At 56.5% G+C, this 17,952-nt stretch carries 21 protein-coding genes and 1 tRNA gene; 12 read left to right on the plus strand and 10 right to left on the minus strand.

Annotated elements, in window-relative coordinates:
- Positions 1-1,293 (minus strand): capsule biosynthesis protein, encoded by a 1,293-nt coding sequence (locus K3757_RS05945; RefSeq protein ID WP_260000106.1) that lies wholly within the window; start codon positions 1,291-1,293, stop codon positions 1-3.
- A 101-nt stretch (positions 1,294-1,394) separates the two neighbouring features.
- On the opposite strand from K3757_RS05945, the gene K3757_RS05950 reads away from it, so the two are divergent.
- The 6 genes from K3757_RS05950 to K3757_RS05975 all read left to right on the plus strand — a co-directional run bounded on the left by K3757_RS05950 (position 1,395) and on the right by K3757_RS05975 (position 4,963).
- On the plus strand, positions 1,395-1,985 hold the full coding sequence (locus K3757_RS05950) for a riboflavin synthase (RefSeq protein ID WP_260000108.1): 591 nt from the start codon (positions 1,395-1,397) through the stop codon (positions 1,983-1,985).
- 112 nt (positions 1,986-2,097) lie between these two features.
- On the plus strand, positions 2,098-3,219 hold the full coding sequence (ribB, locus tag K3757_RS05955; RefSeq protein WP_260000110.1) for a 3,4-dihydroxy-2-butanone-4-phosphate synthase: 1,122 nt from the start codon (positions 2,098-2,100) through the stop codon (positions 3,217-3,219).
- Between the two features lie 4 nt (positions 3,220-3,223).
- Positions 3,224-3,775, plus strand: coding sequence for a 6,7-dimethyl-8-ribityllumazine synthase (locus K3757_RS05960; protein ID WP_260000112.1), 552 nt, complete (start codon positions 3,224-3,226; stop codon positions 3,773-3,775).
- Positions 3,772-4,260, plus strand: coding sequence for a transcription antitermination factor NusB (nusB, locus tag K3757_RS05965; RefSeq protein WP_260000114.1), 489 nt, complete (start codon positions 3,772-3,774; stop codon positions 4,258-4,260). The genes K3757_RS05960 and nusB overlap by 4 nt, the downstream gene beginning before the upstream one ends.
- Positions 4,261-4,320: 60 nt before the next feature.
- Positions 4,321-4,464, plus strand: a complete 144-nt coding sequence (locus K3757_RS05970) for a hypothetical protein (RefSeq protein WP_260000116.1) — start codon at positions 4,321-4,323, stop codon at positions 4,462-4,464.
- Between the two features lie 271 nt (positions 4,465-4,735).
- A complete protein-coding gene (locus K3757_RS05975; RefSeq protein ID WP_260000118.1) occupies positions 4,736-4,963 on the plus strand; it encodes a hypothetical protein in 228 nt (75 codons plus the stop codon).
- A gap of 212 nt (positions 4,964-5,175) precedes the next feature.
- Here K3757_RS05975 and K3757_RS05980 read toward each other — a convergent pair whose 3' ends face one another.
- Positions 5,176-5,919: a hypothetical protein gene (locus tag K3757_RS05980; protein WP_260000120.1), complete on the minus strand. Its 744-nt coding sequence runs from the start codon at positions 5,917-5,919 to the stop codon at positions 5,176-5,178.
- Positions 5,916-7,196, minus strand: a complete 1,281-nt coding sequence (locus K3757_RS05985) for a hypothetical protein (protein ID WP_260000122.1) — start codon at positions 7,194-7,196, stop codon at positions 5,916-5,918. The genes K3757_RS05980 and K3757_RS05985 overlap by 4 nt, the downstream gene beginning before the upstream one ends.
- Before the next feature lie 115 nt (positions 7,197-7,311).
- On the opposite strand from K3757_RS05985, the gene K3757_RS05990 reads away from it, so the two are divergent.
- Positions 7,312-7,758 carry an MmcB family DNA repair protein gene (locus K3757_RS05990; RefSeq protein WP_260000124.1) on the plus strand — a complete coding sequence of 149 codons (447 nt, stop codon included), beginning with the start codon at positions 7,312-7,314 and terminating at the stop codon, positions 7,756-7,758.
- Here K3757_RS05990 and K3757_RS05995 read toward each other — a convergent pair.
- On the minus strand, positions 7,755-7,955 hold the full coding sequence (locus tag K3757_RS05995) for a DUF6324 family protein (protein WP_260000126.1): 201 nt from the start codon (positions 7,953-7,955) through the stop codon (positions 7,755-7,757). The genes K3757_RS05990 and K3757_RS05995 overlap by 4 nt on opposite strands.
- Positions 7,956-8,020: 65 nt before the next feature.
- Between K3757_RS05995 and K3757_RS06000 the strand changes: the two genes are divergently transcribed.
- Positions 8,021-8,521, plus strand: a complete 501-nt coding sequence (locus tag K3757_RS06000) for a GNAT family N-acetyltransferase (RefSeq protein WP_311201748.1) — start codon at positions 8,021-8,023, stop codon at positions 8,519-8,521.
- Positions 8,522-8,631: 110 nt separating this feature from the next.
- Positions 8,632-8,708, plus strand: a tRNA-His gene (locus K3757_RS06005).
- Positions 8,709-8,799: 91 nt separating this feature from the next.
- Here K3757_RS06005 and K3757_RS06010 read toward each other — a convergent pair.
- The gene (locus K3757_RS06010) at positions 8,800-9,084 is read right to left on the minus strand and encodes a DUF6476 family protein (protein ID WP_260000128.1); all 285 of its coding nucleotides are present in this window, start codon (positions 9,082-9,084) and stop codon (positions 8,800-8,802) included.
- Between K3757_RS06010 and K3757_RS06015 the strand changes: the two genes are divergently transcribed.
- From K3757_RS06015 to K3757_RS06025, 3 genes are all read left to right on the plus strand, one after another.
- Positions 9,083-10,117 (plus strand): RluA family pseudouridine synthase, encoded by a 1,035-nt coding sequence (locus tag K3757_RS06015; protein WP_260000130.1) that lies wholly within the window; start codon positions 9,083-9,085, stop codon positions 10,115-10,117. The genes K3757_RS06010 and K3757_RS06015 overlap by 2 nt on opposite strands.
- Positions 10,118-10,288: 171 nt before the next feature.
- A complete protein-coding gene (rpoH, locus tag K3757_RS06020; RefSeq protein WP_260000132.1) occupies positions 10,289-11,185 on the plus strand; it encodes an RNA polymerase sigma factor RpoH in 897 nt (298 codons plus the stop codon).
- Positions 11,186-11,346: 161 nt separating this feature from the next.
- A complete protein-coding gene (locus K3757_RS06025) occupies positions 11,347-11,616 on the plus strand; it encodes a DksA/TraR family C4-type zinc finger protein (RefSeq protein WP_260000134.1) in 270 nt (89 codons plus the stop codon).
- A gap of 457 nt (positions 11,617-12,073) precedes the next feature.
- Here the strand turns inward: K3757_RS06025 and K3757_RS06030 are convergent, their stop codons facing one another.
- From K3757_RS06030 to K3757_RS06050, 5 genes are all read right to left on the minus strand, one after another.
- Positions 12,074-13,894: a M3 family oligoendopeptidase gene (locus K3757_RS06030; RefSeq protein WP_260000136.1), complete on the minus strand. Its 1,821-nt coding sequence runs from the start codon at positions 13,892-13,894 to the stop codon at positions 12,074-12,076.
- 81 nt (positions 13,895-13,975) lie between these two features.
- Positions 13,976-15,574, minus strand: coding sequence for an ATP-dependent DNA ligase (locus K3757_RS06035; RefSeq protein WP_260000137.1), 1,599 nt, complete (start codon positions 15,572-15,574; stop codon positions 13,976-13,978).
- Entirely contained in the window at positions 15,571-16,596 is a 1,026-nt protein-coding gene (locus tag K3757_RS06040) for a ligase-associated DNA damage response exonuclease (RefSeq protein ID WP_260000139.1), read from the minus strand. The genes K3757_RS06035 and K3757_RS06040 overlap by 4 nt, the downstream gene beginning before the upstream one ends.
- 38 nt (positions 16,597-16,634) lie before the next feature.
- Complete coding sequence (locus K3757_RS06045; RefSeq protein WP_260000141.1) at positions 16,635-17,582, minus strand: alpha/beta fold hydrolase; 948 nt, start codon at positions 17,580-17,582, stop codon at positions 16,635-16,637.
- A gap of 11 nt (positions 17,583-17,593) precedes the next feature.
- Positions 17,594-17,884, minus strand: coding sequence for an SCP2 sterol-binding domain-containing protein (locus K3757_RS06050; RefSeq protein WP_260000143.1), 291 nt, complete (start codon positions 17,882-17,884; stop codon positions 17,594-17,596).
- Between the last annotated feature and the right edge of the window lie 68 nt (positions 17,885-17,952).

A 17,952-nucleotide genomic window follows, 5' to 3' on the forward strand; every position in this document is an offset into this window, starting at 1 on the left:
TTAGTTCACGACACGCAACTGCTGGCGCGGAGGCGCGGTGCCGGTTTCTAACGCCTCATACGGATCATCAGGCCCTAGCATCATATCAACGACCTGCCGCATCAGCTGTCTGCGTCCCCGCGCAGAATAAAAGCCTCCCGGGAGCTGGCTGGTTTCAAGCAGATAGCGTCGGAAGTCCTTATAGGCGCGATTGTCGGGGCGGGCAGCGTTGTTGAAGAATTCCGGCAGTGGCTGATCCGATACGAATTCAGGCTTGGCATAAACTGCGCTACCGAAAACTTTCAGCGGGATGCCGCGCCAAAGCACCTGTTGGCCCGCGGTTGAATTTACCGTGACAGCCGTGCGCGCATCATTCAGCAGTTGGGCAAGTTTGCCCCCTCGCACAAAATGCACCCGGCTTGAAACGCCGTGGGCTTTTGCCAGCCGCTTGATCTCACGCCGCACAGGGACGCGGCCATCTTCCAGAGGATGCGCTTTGACAACCAAGTGATGGTGGCGCGGGGCCCCTTGGGCAAAACCGTCAATCACAAGCTCCAGAAAATCGCTCATGGTGTTGAAAGGGGAATGCATCTGGAAAGAACTGTCGTGTTCCAATTGCAGAAGGGCAAGGTGATAGGGAAAGCCCCCCAGCCGGATGCGCAGTGTCGCGATGCGGCGTTCAATCGCCTGCCATGGCATAAGCAGAAGCCGCTTGAAGTACAGCTGGAATTCTTTGGTCACAGGCAAGTCGCGGTGAGGACGAAAATTGCGATAGTCGCCATTCCGGAACATCACAAACCAGTGATAAAGCGCACCGTAAAAAACATGTTGGCGCATGTCGCCCCAGTGACCGGGGGGCAAGGGCGCCTCCATGTCGGATTTCTCCAGCGCCTTTTGCATCTGCTCGATGCTCATTTCCATCAGGCGTGAGTTGCCGTTCGTACCGCCGCGTTCATATGTCACCCAATAGGGGCGCATGTAGCCTTCTTCGAAGACGTGGATGGTCAGTCCGCGTGCGCGCGCCTCGGCTACGGCCTGCGCATGGATCGGACGGGTATCACCGTACAGCACGATATCGGTAATGGCCTTATCCTCTAGCAATGCCGAGAATGTTTCAGGCCATGCATCCGCCGTGCCGCGATAAGGGATGTAGCTGCTTGGATGGAACCAGAAGGCGCGATCGCCCGCGTTAAAGCCGACACGCCATACATCCGCCCCCGCCGCGCGCAGCATCTTGCCCAATCGATTGAAAAAGGGTCCGTGAGGTCCTTGGAGGAACAGAAATACCCGGCCATCCGGCGCGTGCGATAACATGTCAGGCTTTCTTTGGTTGCTCTTCACGTTATTTAGTCTCAAAACTCTGACGAAAATATGGCCTTGCGGCCGTCTGCGCACTCTAACCCGAAGGGAAGACGATGTTTACGGGGATAATCACCGATATCGGCACCATATCCGAGCTGAAGCAAGAAGGCGACCTGCGTGCGCGCATCACCTGTGGCTATGACACGGGCAGCATTGATATGGGCGCGTCCATTGCCAGTGACGGGGTCTGTCTGACGGTCGTTGATCTGGGACCGGACTGGTATGAAGTTCAGGTAAGCCGCGAGACGGTGGATATGACCAATCTTGGTGACTGGCGCGTGGGCCGCCGCGTGAACCTCGAGCGTGCGCTCAAGGTCGGTGACGAACTGGGCGGACATATCGTTTCAGGCCATGTGGATGGTGTCGCAGAAGTCGTTGAAATGCACGACGAAGGCGACAGCACCCGCGTTACCCTTCGGGCACCGGAAGCTTTGGCCAAATTCATCGCGCCGAAGGGATCTGTTGCGCTGAACGGGACGTCGCTGACCGTGAACGAAGTGGATGACTGCACGTTCGGGATTAATTTTATCCCCCATACAAAAATCGCGACAACTTGGGGCGATGTGGTCGTGGGCGACCGTGTTAACCTAGAGATCGACACGCTTGCGCGCTATGTGGCAAGATTGGCTGATATGCAGCGATGAGGGCAGCGGCGCCAATGCCTGAGAGGCAAGCACTGCCCGTAACGCAGCGCTTGCTCTGGTCATGGGCGTCATAGTCGGCTAGGTCCGGTGTCAGAAAACAAGGGAGCCTCCCATGAGCTTTGAAACCCCCGGTCCTGTTGAAGCGGAACTCGCCAACGCGATATCACCGATCGAAGACATCATCGCCGCCTGTCGTGCAGGCGAGATGTATATCCTTGTCGATCATGAGGACCGAGAGAATGAAGGCGATCTGGTGATTGCCGCTGAATTCGCCGATGCAGAGGCCATCAACTTCATGGCGACGCATGGGCGTGGTCTGATTTGTCTGCCAATGACACAGGAGCGTGTCGACACGCTTGAGCTGCCGATGATGGCGACCAACAATTCTTCACGCCATGAGACTGCTTTTACCGTTAGCATCGAAGCACGCGAGGGCGTGAGCACCGGTATTTCTGCCGGTGACCGTGCCTTGACCGTAGCTGTTGCGATTGATGAGGCTAACGGCGCTGCTGACATCGCCACACCTGGCCATGTGTTTCCACTGCGCGCGCGTGATGGCGGTGTGCTGGTGCGGGCGGGGCATACGGAAGCTTCGGTTGATATCAGCCGCCTTGCGGGGCTGGCCCCTGCGGGTGTGATCTGTGAAATCATGAAGCCTGACGGCACGATGGCACGTCTGCCCGATCTGGTCACCTTTGCGGCTGAACACAAGATGAAAATCGGTACTATCAGTGACCTGATCGCCTACCGCAACAAACATGACAACATGTTGGTGCAGCGCGATGACCGGATGGTGGAATCAGCCCACGGTGGCGAATGGCGCATGCGGGTGTTTGAAGATCAGATTTCGGGCACTGACCATGTTGTGTTGAGCAAAGGTGAAATCGGCGATGGTGCGCCAGTGTTGGCCCGTACCCATGCGCTTAACGCGCTAGAAGATGTTTTGGGCTTGGGTCCCAGCGCGCCGGACGAGCTGCCGCGTGCGATGCAGATCATTGCGGAAGAAGGTCGGGGCGTTGTGATGTTGTTCCGCGAACCGAATCCGCGCCTGCGTCTGGATGCCGAAGACGAAGCGCCGCGTACGATCAAACGCACAGGGCTTGGCGCACAAATTCTGGCCGCGCTGGACGTGCATGAGCTGATTTTGCTCACAGATAATCCGAGTACCAAATATACTGGTCTGGAAGCTTACAATCTCAAGATCGTTGGCAGCCGTCCCATTACCAAGGAATAGCATCATGGCCGCATCAGAAGATCACACTGTCCTGCCTGCGCCGGTTTTCGACAAGCCGGTAAAGGTCCTGATTGTCGTTTCTCCGTATTATAGCGATATTGCTGCGGGCCTGCTGACTGGCGCCAAGGCGGCGCTGGAAGATGCAGGTGCCACTTATGACGTGGTTGAGATGCCGGGTGCGCTGGAAATTCCCACTGCTATCGGTATTTCGGACAATGGTAGCAACTTTGACGGCTATGTCGCGCTGGGCTGTGTCATTCGTGGGGAAACCACGCATTATGAGACAGTGTGCAACGACAGCTCCCGCGCGTTGCAGCTGTTGGGCTTGCAAGGGCTGTGCATTGGCAACGGCATTTTGACAGTCGAAACGAAGGGGCAGGCGGATGTTCGTGCGGACCCCGAAGGCCAGAACAAAGGCGGCGGGGCTGCACTCGCGGCCTTGCATCTGATTGCGCTGGGCCGTAAGTGGTCCTCCACCCCTAAGGGCATCGGGTTCAAGCCGCGCGGCGAGGACACATTGATGGCCGGAAACATAGACGGAAACACCACCGCATGAGCACGCCAAGCCGCACCGACAATATGACCGGCAACATGAAGCGCAAGATGCGCTCGGCCGCGCGTCTTTACGCGGTGCAGGCGCTGTTCCAGATGGAACACTCCAGCCTGACGCTGGACAAGGTGCGGCTGGAATTTCTTGATTACCGCTTTGGCGAGATGATGGACGGCGAGGAAATGCTTGAAGGCGACGAAGCGCACTTCACGCGGGTCCTCGAAGACGCAATCCGCAATCAGGCGAAAATTGACCAGATGACAGATCGCGCGCTGGTGGCTAAATGGCCGATTGGGCGCATTGATCCGACACTTCGGGGCCTTTTCCGCGCTGCTGGTGCTGAAATGCTGGACGACGCTACGCCGCCAAAGGTTGTGATTTCAGAGTATCTTGATCTGGCTTCGGCCTTCTTTCCAGATGGCAAAGAATCGCGGTTTGTGAATGCTGTGCTGGATCATATGGCCCGCGAAGCGCGCCCTGATGCATTCTGAGATCGCGCTGAGCATTGCTGAAACTCAATTAGGTTTAGCGCTGTCCTGACGGACAAGATCATGCCTGCCCAAGGTTATGCTGGTCATCCAAGTGCGCGATCTGCGCCGTATCACCAATTTGTCGGCTATGTGTACACGGTGGTGATGGGCATTATTCCACTTTTGGTAGATGCATTTATGCAACCTATTGGTGTTTTTCTGTGAGGCAAACTTAATGCTTCAGTCGCTTGAGATACATCTGCATAGCTGCAGGTTATTAGTTAATGCATTGTTAATAAAGTGTTATAGATAGCGCTTTCCCGTTGGGCCGCGGCGCTACCGCAAGAGGGGTCGTTACAACGGGTGCGGGTGCCGACGGTACCCTTCAAATTAAATTCCCGCATGTATAGAAAAATGTTGATCCGTCAGCTTGTCAGCGCTTTGATTGATTATTGAGAATTTGGTGTTCAATACAGTAACTAGCAGTGGGGCGGTGATGTCGATATTGGAGAAGATGATTTTGTTTGTCATGTCACGTCGCGAGGATGATGAGATAAACTGGACAGTTCCCAGCCCAGAGGAAAAACCGGTACAAAACCCAGAGCCTGTCGTTTTTCAGGAGAAGGACACCGCGGACGATGTGAATGCATCTGAGCTTCCCGAAGGTAACGTCACACGCGAAGAGATGCACCGCCTGTTTGGTAGTGCGTTACGGGTGCGCTAAACGTCCAAAAGGTGTGGCGGGACCGCCGTTGCCGGGTCGGTTGTATTCCCGAGGACCTGTATGTACAGGTGGGTGCCAGATAAATTAACCAGGGCTAAAACAGAGCCAGCTCCCTCGGATTTGCTTAAGGCCACTGGAATGTAACGTCAGTCGCGCAGGGCAGAACCCGCCACAGGCTTTATGTAGGGCTGGTACAGCGGCATAACAAGTGGCTATTGCGCCGCTTCCTCAATAAAGTCGTAGCGGACCAATTCTTCGGGTAGCAGCACGTAAATTTCGTCTGGCGGTGTCGCCAGTGCATGCTGCATGACCAGTGGATCGATGCCCATTTGATCAAGGTAACGCATCACCTCTCCTTGGCCGCGCTGGATGTCTTCAACGGCGACGAAGGCCGGCAATAACGTGCTTTCGCCAAAATAGTGTTGATGCACCCCTACGAAAGCGCCTTCCGGTATCGTGCGCTGAACGCCGGACGCAAGCAGGTAGGGGCAGGCGGAATAGCAGATGTCATCCTCGCGCATTTCGGTGTTCAGCCCTGCGCCTCTTAAGGCGCGACCCAGTTCCAGTGCATCGTGAACGGACCCACCGGGAGAGTTTAGGATTGCGCGGGTGGGGGGCGCGGATAACTCCTCGATCTGTTTGAGAATGCGGGGTGCATCACCCTCCGCGATCGCGCCTTCAAGCAGCACCGCATCTCCCCCTGCGACGACAGTTAGTGTCAGCCGTTCTGGCAATGGCTCCCTATTGGACGGCACCGCGCGGTCAGGTGAAAAGCGGCGTGTCTGATCGCCCGGACGCACCGGATCAGACAACGAAGGAGAGCTTGGCCCCATACGCGGCAGGCTAAAGCCCTGCTGCAAATCGCCAATAATCAGCAGGCAGCCCAGTACCAGCTGGAAAACCAGAACACCGGCCAAGACACGACCGACTGAGACATGTTTACGGACGATGCTCATTCGGCGGCGGTTTTGGCTGGCAACGGGATGGCGGAATCTCTTTCAGCGGTATCGTCTTTCATAGCGTGGTCCATTTCCTTCATCACGGCGATGGCTGCGCGCAGTTCTGCCAGAGTAAGGCTGTCTTCGACGGCGGTTCCTTCGCGGCCCAACCGGATGGCGCTTTGGGTGATGGCAAGGATGAACACCAGCACTGCCGGCAGAAGGTCAATCGCGATAGCGCCCGCCCAGGATGGCACAAAGTTGCGCGCGTAGAGGATCACGGCGTCCGCAGAAGAGATGGGCGTATAGGTTGTTTCGGGTGGTGCTGGCAGGGATTGTACCGCTTGAGCCGCGCGGGCAAGCGTCTGCGCCCGTTGCGACAGTACTTCGAGCACGGACGTTATTGTGGCCGCTTGATCGCCCCTCGTTTCCGCCGAGCGGCCGTCAAGTTCGGGGAGAACCACAGAGGCGGACAGATCCTGGGCTGCGCGTTCGACCAATGAGGCCACGGAAAGCTGGCGCATTTGGGTGATCAGCCCCGCCAGCCTGACGGCCTGTTCGGAAAACTCGACCGAGCGGGCCTCAACTGGTCCGGCCTCTACAGTCAGGGCGCGCATGCGGCTCAGAATGGCGTTGCCTTCGGTGAACGCGGATTGCACCAGCGGTGTTTGCGAAGCGATCTGCGTCTCCAGTCCTGACAGTTCGCTCGCCTTTTGGCGCAGGACACGGAACACTGCGCCACGACCGGCAAGTCCGGACAAGTTGCCGGTGGCTTCTTGTTCACTCAGGTCTTCAAAGGATTGGCGTACGCGCGCAACATCGCGTTCAAGCCCTTGGGCAGAAAGGGCTGTTTCGTGGGCGCGCTCCAACGAGACTTGATAGTCTTGTACTGTCTTGGCCAGATGTTGTTCCACTGCCGCCGAGCCCGCAAGGGCGGCGGCATTCAGCCAGCTAGACATCGCGATAATCGCAATTGACCCAAGCCCCATCGCGCCCATAAGCCCGATCCGTGCCCGTGCCCCGCGCACTGCTGGAAACAGGCGCAGCATGTAAGACCAGAACACAAAAATCCCAACTGAAACCGCGACAGAATAGGCAATTGCTGCAAATGTGCTCATCGCGCCGTTGTCATCCAGCAATGAGGATACGCCAAGATAGGTATAGATGCCGGAGGCCACAGCCAGCACGCCCAGCGCGGTTCCTGAGAAGGTATCAAGCCAGCCCAGATGTCCTTCAAGCTCGCGCGCGTAGCGCACACCACGGGCGCGCGCTGAGGGGTCTTCAAGATCGCTCATCTAAGTATCCTTACTAAACTGCTTCATAAGATAGGTACGCACAGGCAAAAGACCAATGCGGGGTGGGGGGCTTGCATATGTTCATGATATGTTCATAAAATGCAGGATGACTGAAATGCCTCCCTTGCTTCAACCCGGCCAACTCTTGCAGCGCGGGGTCTCGCGCCATTTGGCAAGCTATGGTTTCGCCTGCGTTGAAGAACTGGTGCCAACCCGCGGACTGCGCGTGGACATCATGGCGCTAGGACCGAAAGGAGAGATTTGGGTGGTCGAATGCAAATCCAGCCGTGCGGATTTCACCTCTGACTGCAAGTGGCAGGGCTACCTTGAATGGGCGGACCGGTTCTTCTTTGCGGTGGACGAACACTTCCCGACAGAGCTTTTGCCGGATGACCACGGGCTGATCATCGGTGACGCCTATACAGCCGAGATCGTTCGCATGGCACCAGAGGCCAAGCTTGCTGCGGCGCGGCGAAAGGTCATGGTGCAAAAGTTTGCGGTCACGGCTGCGCGGCGCCTACAGGTGCTGCGGGATCCAGATATGCATCCCGATTGGGACTAGCGGCGCTTTTTACCGCCAGCCTGGCGGGCCCGTGCCGCTGCTGCCATGATTTCTTCAGCGATTTCATGAGCTTCTTCAGGGGTGAAATCCATAGGGATTTCAATACCATCGCCTTCGATAAACAGACGTACCATTCCCTTGTCGGTGGGGCCGATTTGCAGGTTGGCTTCAATATCGCGTTCGTCGTTGATGCCCATGGGATGTTCCTTTGCCTTCCGAGGTGGATATCGCTACCGCCGGAGCGCTTGAAAGGCAAGCCGTTGTGCGTCAGATTAAAGAGATGGCCCAGATAGAATTACGTCCGTTTACCTTAGCTGACCGTGATTGGCTGATTGCCACGCATATCGAGCTTTACGAGAAAGGTGAGGGCTTTGATTCCAGCTTTGGTGTGTTGGTCGCGCAAATTCTGGATGAGTTCCTCCAGAGCCATGATCCCGAAAGCGAACGCGGCTGGGTTGCGTGGGACGGTTCGCAGCGGCTCGGCTCTATATTCTGTGTTCGGATGGGACCACAAACTGCGAAGTTGCGCCTGTTCCAACTGATCCCGCAGGCGCGGGGGCGGGGTTTGGGCCGGTTGATGCTCGATACTTGTACCGAATTTGCGCGCGCGCATGGCTATACAGAGATGAAGTTGTGGACCCATAAAAGTCACGAGGCTGCCAATGCGCTCTACTTGCGCAACGGTTGGGAGATCATCGAGGAACAGGCGATTACGAATTACGGGCAGTCGCTGATCGAGCGGGTGATGCGGCTGTCACTTTAGCCTGCGCCAAATACCGATCAACTACGGTTGTTTTGAAAACGTAAATGCAGTGCAATTTTCTGATATGGGGCGTTGACCTCCTGTGCAGCCGAGATTATGAGGACCGCAGTGCCGGGGTAGCTCAATTGGTTAGAGCGCGTGGTTGTGGTCCACGAGGCAGTTGGTTCGAAACCATCCCCCGGTACCACTTTCAATATCGTCAAACGTATTTGTGACTATTTAAACCGCATTTTCCTTTGGAAAGCTGCGGTTTTGTTCTGTTCGGGGCGCGCGACGCCTTATTGAACCACAACCGTTTGGCGCAGCGCGCCTGTCATCCGGTCAAAGATGAGAATCCGGTTATCGTCGGTTACAACGGCGTACCAATCGGCTGCTTGCGTGAACGCGGTGGCTGTTGCGCCGTCTGGTAGGGTGATTTCCGCGGGTAAAACTGGTGTATCGCGGCCCAGACGCGTGACAAGCAGCCCGATAACGATTACCACGCCAAAAATCATCACTGTTGTCAGCACCGTGACCATGCGCCGCAAAAAGCGCAGGTTGGCCGGTTCGGGAAGATCATCCATGTCACACCGCCGCATTACATTCATTCTGGGCGAAACCCCGCCGCCCCGCCTTGATAAGGCGCTTGCGCGCGATGTGCCAGAGGAGGCCGCGCTTTCGCGCACTAGGCTAAGCAAGTTGATCGAGCAGGGAGCCGTATTGGTCAACAACGAAATCCAGCGCGATCCGCGTGCTGTGGTCGGCGAAGGTGCAAAGATCGATATCGATGTCGAAGAGGCACAGGAAAGCCACATCCTGCCCGAAGATATCCCTCTGGACATTGTGTATGAGGACGCTGACCTGATTGTGGTTAACAAGCCTGCGGGTATGGTTGTTCATCCTGCGCCCGGATCGCCTTCGGGGACGCTGGTCAACGCGCTGTTGGCCCACTGCGGCGATGACCTGTCAGGTGTCGGCGGGATGAAGCGGCCCGGTATTGTGCACCGGATCGACAAAGAAACATCGGGCTTGTTGGTCGTGGCAAAGTCGGATGCCGCGCATCACGGGCTGGCCAAACAGTTTGAGGCGCACACGGTTGAGCGCTATTACCGGACGTTGGTCTACGGTGTGCCGGACGCCAATGACCCGCGTTTGCGCGGTGTGAAAGGCACGAATTTCGAAGCTGGTAATATCCTGAAGATCACAACACAACTGGCCCGCCACAAGACTGACAGACAACGCCAAGCGGTGCTGTTTAACGGGGGCCGACACGCTGTCACAAGGGCGCGCACAGTCGCCCGTTTTGGCACACCGCCTGTGCTGGCCCTTATGGAATGTTGGCTGGAGACAGGACGCACGCACCAGATTCGTGTACATTTGGCGCATGCAGGGCATGGCCTAGTCGGTGATCCGACGTATGGCGGCAAACGCAAGATTGCCCGCGCTGCATTGCCAGAAACGCTGGCGCAGGCGGTCAAGGACTTCCCGCGTCAGGCATTGCATGCCGCAGTTTTGGGTTTTACGCACCCCGTCAGCGGCGAAGCGATCCGGTTTGAAGCGCCTTTGCCGCAAGATATGGCTGATCTCTTGGCGTTGCTTGAGCCCGCTCGGGCTTGATAGCGCAAACTGACCGCACAAAACCGTGATAGATTGACGGGATCATTTTCTGTTCACCGTTGTTGTGTAACAGTAAACGAAACAGCATCCCGCGATCTTGTATCGTTCGGACAATGACCCCATATGGATGTTAAGCCCTGTTACATGGGCGCCAGGGAAAGGACTTGAGCCATGGCCAACTACGCAAATCTGCCAGCGCCGACACCGGAAGGCGGGCTAAACCGCTACATGCAGGAAATTCGCAAGTTTCCTCTGCTGGAACCGGAAGAAGAATACATGCTTGCCAAGCGTTGGGTTGAGCAGGAAGACACTGAAGCTGCGCACCGCATGGTGACGTCGCATCTGCGTCTGGCGGCGAAAATCGCTATGGGCTACCGCGGCTATGGGTTGCCGCAGGCCGAGGTTATTTCGGAAGCGAATGTCGGCCTTATGCAGGCGGTCAAACGGTTTGATCCCGAAAAAGGGTTTCGCCTTGCGACCTATGCGATGTGGTGGATCAGGGCCAGCATTCAGGAATATATCCTGCGCTCATGGAGCCTTGTGAAGCTTGGCACGACATCGGGCCAGAAGAAGTTGTTTTTCAACCTGCGTAAGGCCAAGAACAAGATTGGCGCGCTTGAAGAGGGCGATCTGCGTCCTGAGAATGTAAAAACCATCGCGACCCAGTTGGGTGTGACAGAGGCCGAGGTCATTTCGATGAACCGACGGATGTCCGGCGGCGACGCTTCTTTGAATGCGACTGTCGGCTCCGAGGGTGAAGGCACCATGGAGTGGCAGGATTGGCTTGAGGATGACAACGCGGATCAGGCCAGCGACTATGAAGCGCGAGACGAGCTTGAAACACGCCGCGAGATGCTGGCCGAAGCGATGGATGTATTGAATGATCGCGAGAAAGATATCCTGATGCAGCGGCGTCTGTCGGATGAGACAATCACGCTTGAGGATTTGAGCGGTCAGTATGACGTCAGCCGCGAACGGATTCGCCAGATTGAGGTGCGGGCCTTCGAGAAGTTACAAAAACGGATGCGTGAGTTGGCGCAAGAGAAGGGTATGGCTTCGGCTGAGTAGAGTTGTAAGTTCTATTTAGTTGTGTGCGGGGGCGCTGCCCCCGAAGCCTTTGGCTGCCCCCCCCCCGGTATATTTTTGGCCAAAAGAAATGGTTGGTGTCATTGGGGTTGAAGTATCATCCCGGAAACTTTTTCGACAAAGGATATTGAAAGGAAATAGATATGGCTGGCGGTTGGGCGCGGGATGGCGCTGTATCAGAGCAGATCGAAGCATCGATCAATGACGAACTTTCACGCCTTAAGGCGCGGCGGGTGCCAGTTGGGGAAAGCCTGACCCATTGTGCGGAATGTGAGGAGCCGATCCCGGAAGCAAGACGGGAGGCATTGCCCGGTGTGAAGCTTTGTATTGAATGCGTGCGCGAACGAGACAAAGCTTTTCAGTCACGTGGCGGGATCAATCGCCGCGGCAGTAAAGACAGTCAGTTGAAATAGCTCTTCAAGCTCTCTGGGTCCGATAATATCATACGGCCGCGATAGATCTTAGATATGGTCACTACTGTCGTTATTGGCCTGTCCCTGCTTCCCGTATTTCGATGATTAGCGGCCAGTATGAGTTAGGGACGTGTCGAGTTTTGGTAACGAGAAGTGACTGCTCTAATTTTACATTGTCGGAAATAGGGTGGGATTGTTCTGACGAGCGGTCAGCACCAGCGTTGGAACATCGCAATCGGGCAATTGCCCTCGCACCAATTTCAGACAGCAACAAATTGTAGTGCCGCCTCGGAAATGGTCGTACTATTTTAGCGCCCTATACCGCAACGGTGCGGGCTATTTTCTGGATACTTCTGCAAATTCTCAGTTAAGCAATGCACCCATCTTTGGCTAGCCGAGCGTGTTGACTTCGATATAGCAAATCTGATCAACACGCCCGGCAGCAGTCTTTTCGCGTTTAGTCTTCCATGGCTTCAAGTTCGTCGATGAAGCCCGAGATCATCGACAGACCCTTGTCCCAAAAGGCGGGATCAGAGGCATCAAGACCGAAGGGGGCCAACAGCTCTTTGTGGTGCTTCGACCCACCCGCTTTGAGCATATCGAAGTATTTGTCTTCGAAGCCTTCAGCGCCTTCTGCATAGACAGCATAAAGCGCGTTCACGAGGCCATCACCGAAGGCATAAGCATAGACGTAAAAGGGCGAGTGGATGAAGTGCGGGATATATGCCCAAAACGTTTCGTAGCCGTCCATGAACTCAAATTCAGGCCCAAGGCTCTCGGCTTGGACACTCATCCACAAGGCGTTTATGTCATCTGGCGTCAGCTCTCCGCCGCGGCGCGCCGCATGTAATTTACATTCAAAGTCGTAGAAGGCGATCTGGCGCACGACCGTGTTGATCATGTCTTCGACCTTACCTGCCAGCAGCACCTTGCGCTCTGCTTTTGATTTGGCGTTCTCCAGCATCTTGCGGAATGTCAACATCTCACCAAAAACAGAGGCAGTTTCGGCCAGTGTGAGCGGTGTAGAGGAAAGCATTTCGCCCTGATCGGCGGCCAACACCTGATGAACACCATGGCCCAGTTCATGTGCCAAGGTCATGACATCGCGTGGCTTGCCCAGATAGTTGAGCATGACATAGGGGTGTACATCCGTGACAGTCGGGTGCGCGAATGCGCCGGGCGCCTTGCCTGGTTTCACACCGGCATCGATCCAGCCCTTGTTGAAAAAGGGCTTTGCCAGCTCACCCATGCGCGGATCAAAGGCGGTATAGGCATCCATGACCATTTTTTCAGCGGTTGGCCAATCGACAATTTTGGGGTCTTCCATCGGCAGGGGCGCGTTGCGGTCCCAGACCTGCATCTTGTCCAGACCCAGCCATTTTTTCTTCAACGCATAATAGCGGTGCGAGAGCTTGGGATAGGCCTTTACCACCGCGTTGCGCAGGGCTTCTACGACTTCAGGCTCGACCTGATTGGAAAGGTGGCGGCCGGTTTGCGCTGTCTCCATCCCGCGCCAGCGATCCATGATCTCTTTTTCTTTGGCCTGTGTGTTGTGAACACGGGCGAAGGTTTTCACATTTTCACCAAAGACATCCGCCAGTTCGCGTGCGCCTGCCTCTCGGGTGTCGCGATTGGAATCGGTCAGCAGGTTCAGGGTGCCCTCAATGCCGAGGGTCTCGCCGTTCACGTCGAACTTGAGGCCCGCGATCGTTTCGTCAAACAGGCGTTCCCATGCGTCGCCGACAACGCCCAGATCGTGCAGGAATTTTTCCATCTCGTCGCTAAGCTGATATGGTTTCATTGCGCGAATGCGGTCGAACACGGGCTTGTAGCGGGCAAGATCAGCATTCTCTGCCAGCAGCGCATCAAGGTGCGCATCCTCAAGCCTGTTCAGCTCGAGCGTGAAAAAGACCAGCGGCGTGGTGAAATTGGTGATCTTTTCCTGCACATCGGACATGAATTTTGCACGGCCGGAATCAGTTGTCAGTTGATAGTAGCGCAGACCGGCATAGGACATGATCCGCCCGGCAATCTGCGTGATCTTTTCATTGCGCAGTACGCAATCCAGCAAGCCGGCAGCATCTAACGTAGCAAGCTTGCCCTCGTAATCAGTGGCGAAGCTGGCGCATGCCTGTTCAAGCCAATCCAGATCGCGCTTAAGCTCTGTTGCGTCCTCACCCGTATAAAGATCGTCAAGGTTCCACTCGGGCAGATCGCCAAAGGGGGATTTTGCGCCGGAAGGATTGGCGTCATAGACAGGCGTAGGCAGGTGAAACATGTATGTATCCTTTGATCGTTTGCAGCATAGGTAGGCATGCGGCGGCTAAGGGGCAAGCCGTGATGGGGTGCAAAGCGCGCGCTATCCGTAAACCCGCAGCATTTCGTTGAGATCGTCCAGCGTGTTGGCCTCTGCAAGGGGTTTGTCTTTGCGCCAACGCAACATCCGGGGGAACCGCAAGGCGACACCTGATTTGTGGCGGCTGGAGGCTTGAATACCTTCAAAAGCGATTTCGAACACATGATGCGGCGTAACCTGGCGTACGGGCCCAAAGCGCTGCAGGGTGTTCTTTCGGACCCAAGCGGTAATTTCACGGAACTCCTTATCCGTGAGCCCGGAATAGGCTTTGGTAAAGGGGACAAGTGCCTCGCCATCGCGCACGGCAAAGGTAAAATCAGTGAAAAGATTTGCACGGCGGCCAGAGCCGGACTGCGCATAGATCATAACGGCGTCTATGGTCAGTGGGGCAAGCTTCCATTTCCACCAATCCCCTTTTTTTCTTCCCGCCAGATACGGGCTGTCCGCGCGTTTTAGCATCAGCCCTTCGGCATGAGCGTCGCGCGAGCCGTCGCGGAAGGTTTGTAAACCGGCAACATCCTCGAACGGTAGCTGAGGCGATAGTTTGACCGGCGCATCGGCAGGCAGATCTGCGCAGGCGGCTTCAAGCAGTTCCCGGCGGCGAGCAAAGGTGTGGGACCTGACGTCTTCGCCCTCCCATTCAAGCAAATCGTATGCGTGCAGAACGACCGGCGCTTCGATCAGCATCTTCTTCGGCACAGTCTTGCGACCGATGCGTGGTTGCAGGGAATTGAAACTGGCAGGATGCACGTCACCCTTGGGCCAAACCAGCAGTTCGCCATCCAGAACAGTGCCATCCGGGAAATAATCTACTGCGCGGGCAAGCTCCGGAAAACGGTCGGTCATTAGCTCTTCGCCACGCGACCAGACAAAGTGGTTACCGCCGCGTAGGATCAGTTGACCGCGAATACCGTCCCACTTCCATTCTGCCCGCCAGTTGCTCAGATCTTCAAGGCTCTCCGGCCCCCCCTCCAGCGCATAGGCCAGATAGAACGGGTAGGGACGTGAGGCGTCTGCTGTCGCATCCTGCGCCTCGATCAGCGCGTGCCATGTGGTGTCATCAGGGTGCCAGTTACCCATGAGGCGGTGAGCCAGTTCCGCTTCGTCGCGATCTGTGGCGCGGGCTAGGGCGCGGGTCATCAGTTTCTGGCTGACGCCCACGCGCATGCCGCCCGTGATCAGCTTGTTAAAAACAAACCGCTCGGTCCCGCCAAGGCGCGCCCACGCATCCAGCACGAAGGCCTTCTTTTCCTCTTCATCGGCTTTGTAGATTTCCCGCAAGTCGCTGATCCACGCGGAAAGGGAGCGGTTGTCTGTCGTCTTGTTCGGGGGCAGAACAAGAGCGATGGTTTCTGCCAGATCGCCGACCACCGGATAGCATTCCTCAAAAAGCCACAGTGGAATGCCCGCCATCTCTGCGCCCCATTCACGCAGGCGCGTCGTGGTTACTGCGCGTTTCGGACGGCGCCCTGAAAACAGCGCAATGGTCCAGAGTTTGTCCAAGTCTTCACCTGAATTAAAGTACTCTGCTAAGGCGTTGACTTTAATGGTTGTCTTTGTGCTTTGATCAATTGAATTAAAGAGAAGGGCGAAGTCCTTCATGAGCCTTCCCCACTGTCTTCGGAGGTGTCTAGGCTTTCGCCTTCAAAATGGGTGGGCACAACGCGGGCATTCCAGCCATTTTCGTTCAGGTATTGGGTGAATATATCCGTGTAACCGTGTGTTACGTATATGTTTTCCGCTCCCGTTTGTTTGATTGCCCAAAGCAGTCCGGACCAGTCTGCATGGTCCGAGATCACAAAGCCGCGGTCACCGGCACGGCGGCGGCGTACGCCGCGCATCGCCATCCAACCAGAGGCGAAACCGCTTTCTTGCGGACCGAATTTTTTCGACCAAGCGGACCCCAGCGCGGAGGGTGGTGCGATGACCATTGCACCGGGGTGGGTTTTGGCGGTGACATCCTTGTCGGCCAAGACCGTGTCGGGCAGCGTGATGCCTTGTGCGCGCATGACGGCATTGGTTTTTTCGACGGCAGTATGGCACAGTACGGGACCAATTGCTGGGTCCAGCATAGACATCAATCTTTGCGCCTTGCCCAAGGAGTACGCCCCCAGAACGGCCGTCTTCCCCGCCTGTGCGCAGCCGCGCCACCAATCATTTAACTGTGCCGCGACAACGTCTTGGGGCTGCCACCGGAACACCGGAAGGCCAAAGGTGCTTTCGGTGATGAAGTGATGGCAGCGAAGGGGTTCAAACGGCGTGCTAAGGCCATCGTCAATGGTTTTGTAGTCACCGGATGCGACCCAAACCTCACCACCAACCTCAACACGGATTTGCGCCGATCCGGGGACATGGCCTGCGGGGTGGAACGACACTGTTGCCCCGCCAATGCGCCGCTGCTCACCATAGGCGATGCCGTCGGCTTCAATCTCTCCCAGACGGTGGCGAATAACGGGCAGGGCATCGTGGGTGGCCAGATAGCGGCCCATCCCCCAGCGTGCGTGATCAGAGTGGCCGTGTGTGATCAGCGCGCGATCTACTTGCCGCCAAGGATCAATATAGAAATCTCCGGCAGGACAGTAAATGCCTTCTGGCGTAAATGTAAGTACGGGCTCATGGGTCATGCCCCACTATCTAGGCGCCTTGGCGCGCAGGGCCAGCCCTAGCCGGTGGTTGTGTTGAGAAACAGGGATGTCATCTCGTCAAAGATGGGCTGCCTTATGGCGGGAACTTCCATAAGCACTTCATGCTCGCCGCCCTCAACCTTGCGCAATTGGCCACCTTTCCAGTTCTGCATGCGGGTCTCGATGCGCGGGATGTCGACGATCCTTTCATTGGTGCCGACATAGGCGATACAGGGCAGGTTCGGGGCGGCGCGCTGGGACAGATGTTTGGTCTCAATCAGCGCTTCCCGCAGCCAGATATAGCTCGGCCCGCCAAGCTTGAGCGCGGGGTGGGCCGTGATTTGGTCGCGCATCATGTCGAACATCTCCTCGTCTGAGGTGAGCAGATTATCGTCAAACGGAGCGGTCAGAACGTAAGGTTCGCGCGTGGTGCCAACCGGCAGGCGGTGACCTTGGTTGAATTTCGGCATGAAGGTGCTGAGAAGCTTTGCGGGCATGCGCATGTGTGGCGACATGTAGATGCCCCACATCGGGCCGGTGAACGCGGCTGCCTGCACGGCCAGCCCCTCCATGACAGCCCGTAGGCCGATGCAGCCCCCCATAGAGTGGGCAACCATAAAATAGGGGCGGGGCAGGTTAAGCGCCCGTGCGGCGCGCATCGCTGCTGCGACGTCTTTTTGATAATCGGGGAAGTGGTCGATGTGACCGGTAAGCGGGTCTTCAAGCAGCCGGTCGGCCAACCCCTGGCCGCGCCAGTCAATCGCAATAGAGGCAAGGCCGCGCTTCGCAAACTCTGCAGCAGCGTCCCCGTATTTTTCGATATATTCGGTGCGACCGGGGAAGATAAGAACAGTGCCGCGCGCGCCCGCTTTTTCCCAGACACCAAGACGGATCTTCACCCCGTCAGAGGTTTCGACCCAATAGGCCGCTGCCGGATCCGGTCCGGGGTGGATGTCTGTGTAAATCGGGGCGGGCGCGAGCGGCATTTCAGGTTAGGTCATGCGAGGGCGGAGGCCAGCTTCATCGCCATACCCATGTCGCCATCAACTTTGAGCTTGCCTGTCATGAAGGCGGATGTCGGGTTCGTTTCGCCATCCATCATGCCTTGGAATGTCTCGGGGTCAGCGCTGAGCGTTACGTCTGCTTCTTCATCGCCTGCGCGCGCGCCGCTGTCGTCTACCATCACACAGCCTTCGCCTTCGATATCGAACTTGACGGTGCCGCCGATATCCACACCAGACATCTTTTCGCCCAGTACTTTCACAGCTTCGTTAATAACTTCACTCATTTTTAGCCCTTTTTTGGCAAATGGGGCGGAGGTCTCTGGAAATCGCTCCGCCACCTGTTACATTCACT

This window comes from Sulfitobacter sp. S223 (genome assembly GCF_025143825.1).
In the GTDB taxonomy this organism is placed as follows: domain Bacteria; phylum Pseudomonadota; class Alphaproteobacteria; order Rhodobacterales; family Rhodobacteraceae; genus Sulfitobacter.

Coding starts and splice junctions, on each gene's coding strand:
- K3757_RS05945 (WP_260000106.1), bottom strand. CDS start 1,293: ATGTTATCGCACGCGCCGGATGGCCGGGTATTTCTGTTCCTCCAAGGA.
- K3757_RS05950 (WP_260000108.1), top strand. CDS start 1,395: ATGTTTACGGGGATAATCACCGATATCGGCACCATATCCGAGCTGAAG.
- ribB (WP_260000110.1), top strand. CDS start 2,098: ATGAGCTTTGAAACCCCCGGTCCTGTTGAAGCGGAACTCGCCAACGCG.
- K3757_RS05960 (WP_260000112.1), top strand. CDS start 3,224: ATGGCCGCATCAGAAGATCACACTGTCCTGCCTGCGCCGGTTTTCGAC.
- nusB (WP_260000114.1), top strand. CDS start 3,772: ATGAGCACGCCAAGCCGCACCGACAATATGACCGGCAACATGAAGCGC.
- K3757_RS05970 (WP_260000116.1), top strand. CDS start 4,321: ATGCCTGCCCAAGGTTATGCTGGTCATCCAAGTGCGCGATCTGCGCCG.
- K3757_RS05975 (WP_260000118.1), top strand. CDS start 4,736: ATGTCGATATTGGAGAAGATGATTTTGTTTGTCATGTCACGTCGCGAG.
- K3757_RS05980 (WP_260000120.1), bottom strand. CDS start 5,919: ATGAGCATCGTCCGTAAACATGTCTCAGTCGGTCGTGTCTTGGCCGGT.
- K3757_RS05985 (WP_260000122.1), bottom strand. CDS start 7,196: ATGAGCGATCTTGAAGACCCCTCAGCGCGCGCCCGTGGTGTGCGCTAC.
- K3757_RS05990 (WP_260000124.1), top strand. CDS start 7,312: ATGCCTCCCTTGCTTCAACCCGGCCAACTCTTGCAGCGCGGGGTCTCG.
- K3757_RS05995 (WP_260000126.1), bottom strand. CDS start 7,955: ATGGGCATCAACGACGAACGCGATATTGAAGCCAACCTGCAAATCGGC.
- K3757_RS06015 (WP_260000130.1), top strand. CDS start 9,083: ATGTCACACCGCCGCATTACATTCATTCTGGGCGAAACCCCGCCGCCC.
- K3757_RS06010 (WP_260000128.1), bottom strand. CDS start 9,084: ATGGATGATCTTCCCGAACCGGCCAACCTGCGCTTTTTGCGGCGCATG.
- rpoH (WP_260000132.1), top strand. CDS start 10,289: ATGGCCAACTACGCAAATCTGCCAGCGCCGACACCGGAAGGCGGGCTA.
- K3757_RS06025 (WP_260000134.1), top strand. CDS start 11,347: ATGGCTGGCGGTTGGGCGCGGGATGGCGCTGTATCAGAGCAGATCGAA.
- K3757_RS06030 (WP_260000136.1), bottom strand. CDS start 13,894: ATGTTTCACCTGCCTACGCCTGTCTATGACGCCAATCCTTCCGGCGCA.
- K3757_RS06035 (WP_260000137.1), bottom strand. CDS start 15,574: ATGAAGGACTTCGCCCTTCTCTTTAATTCAATTGATCAAAGCACAAAG.
- K3757_RS06040 (WP_260000139.1), bottom strand. CDS start 16,596: ATGACCCATGAGCCCGTACTTACATTTACGCCAGAAGGCATTTACTGT.
- K3757_RS06045 (WP_260000141.1), bottom strand. CDS start 17,582: ATGCCGCTCGCGCCCGCCCCGATTTACACAGACATCCACCCCGGACCG.
- K3757_RS06050 (WP_260000143.1), bottom strand. CDS start 17,884: ATGAGTGAAGTTATTAACGAAGCTGTGAAAGTACTGGGCGAAAAGATG.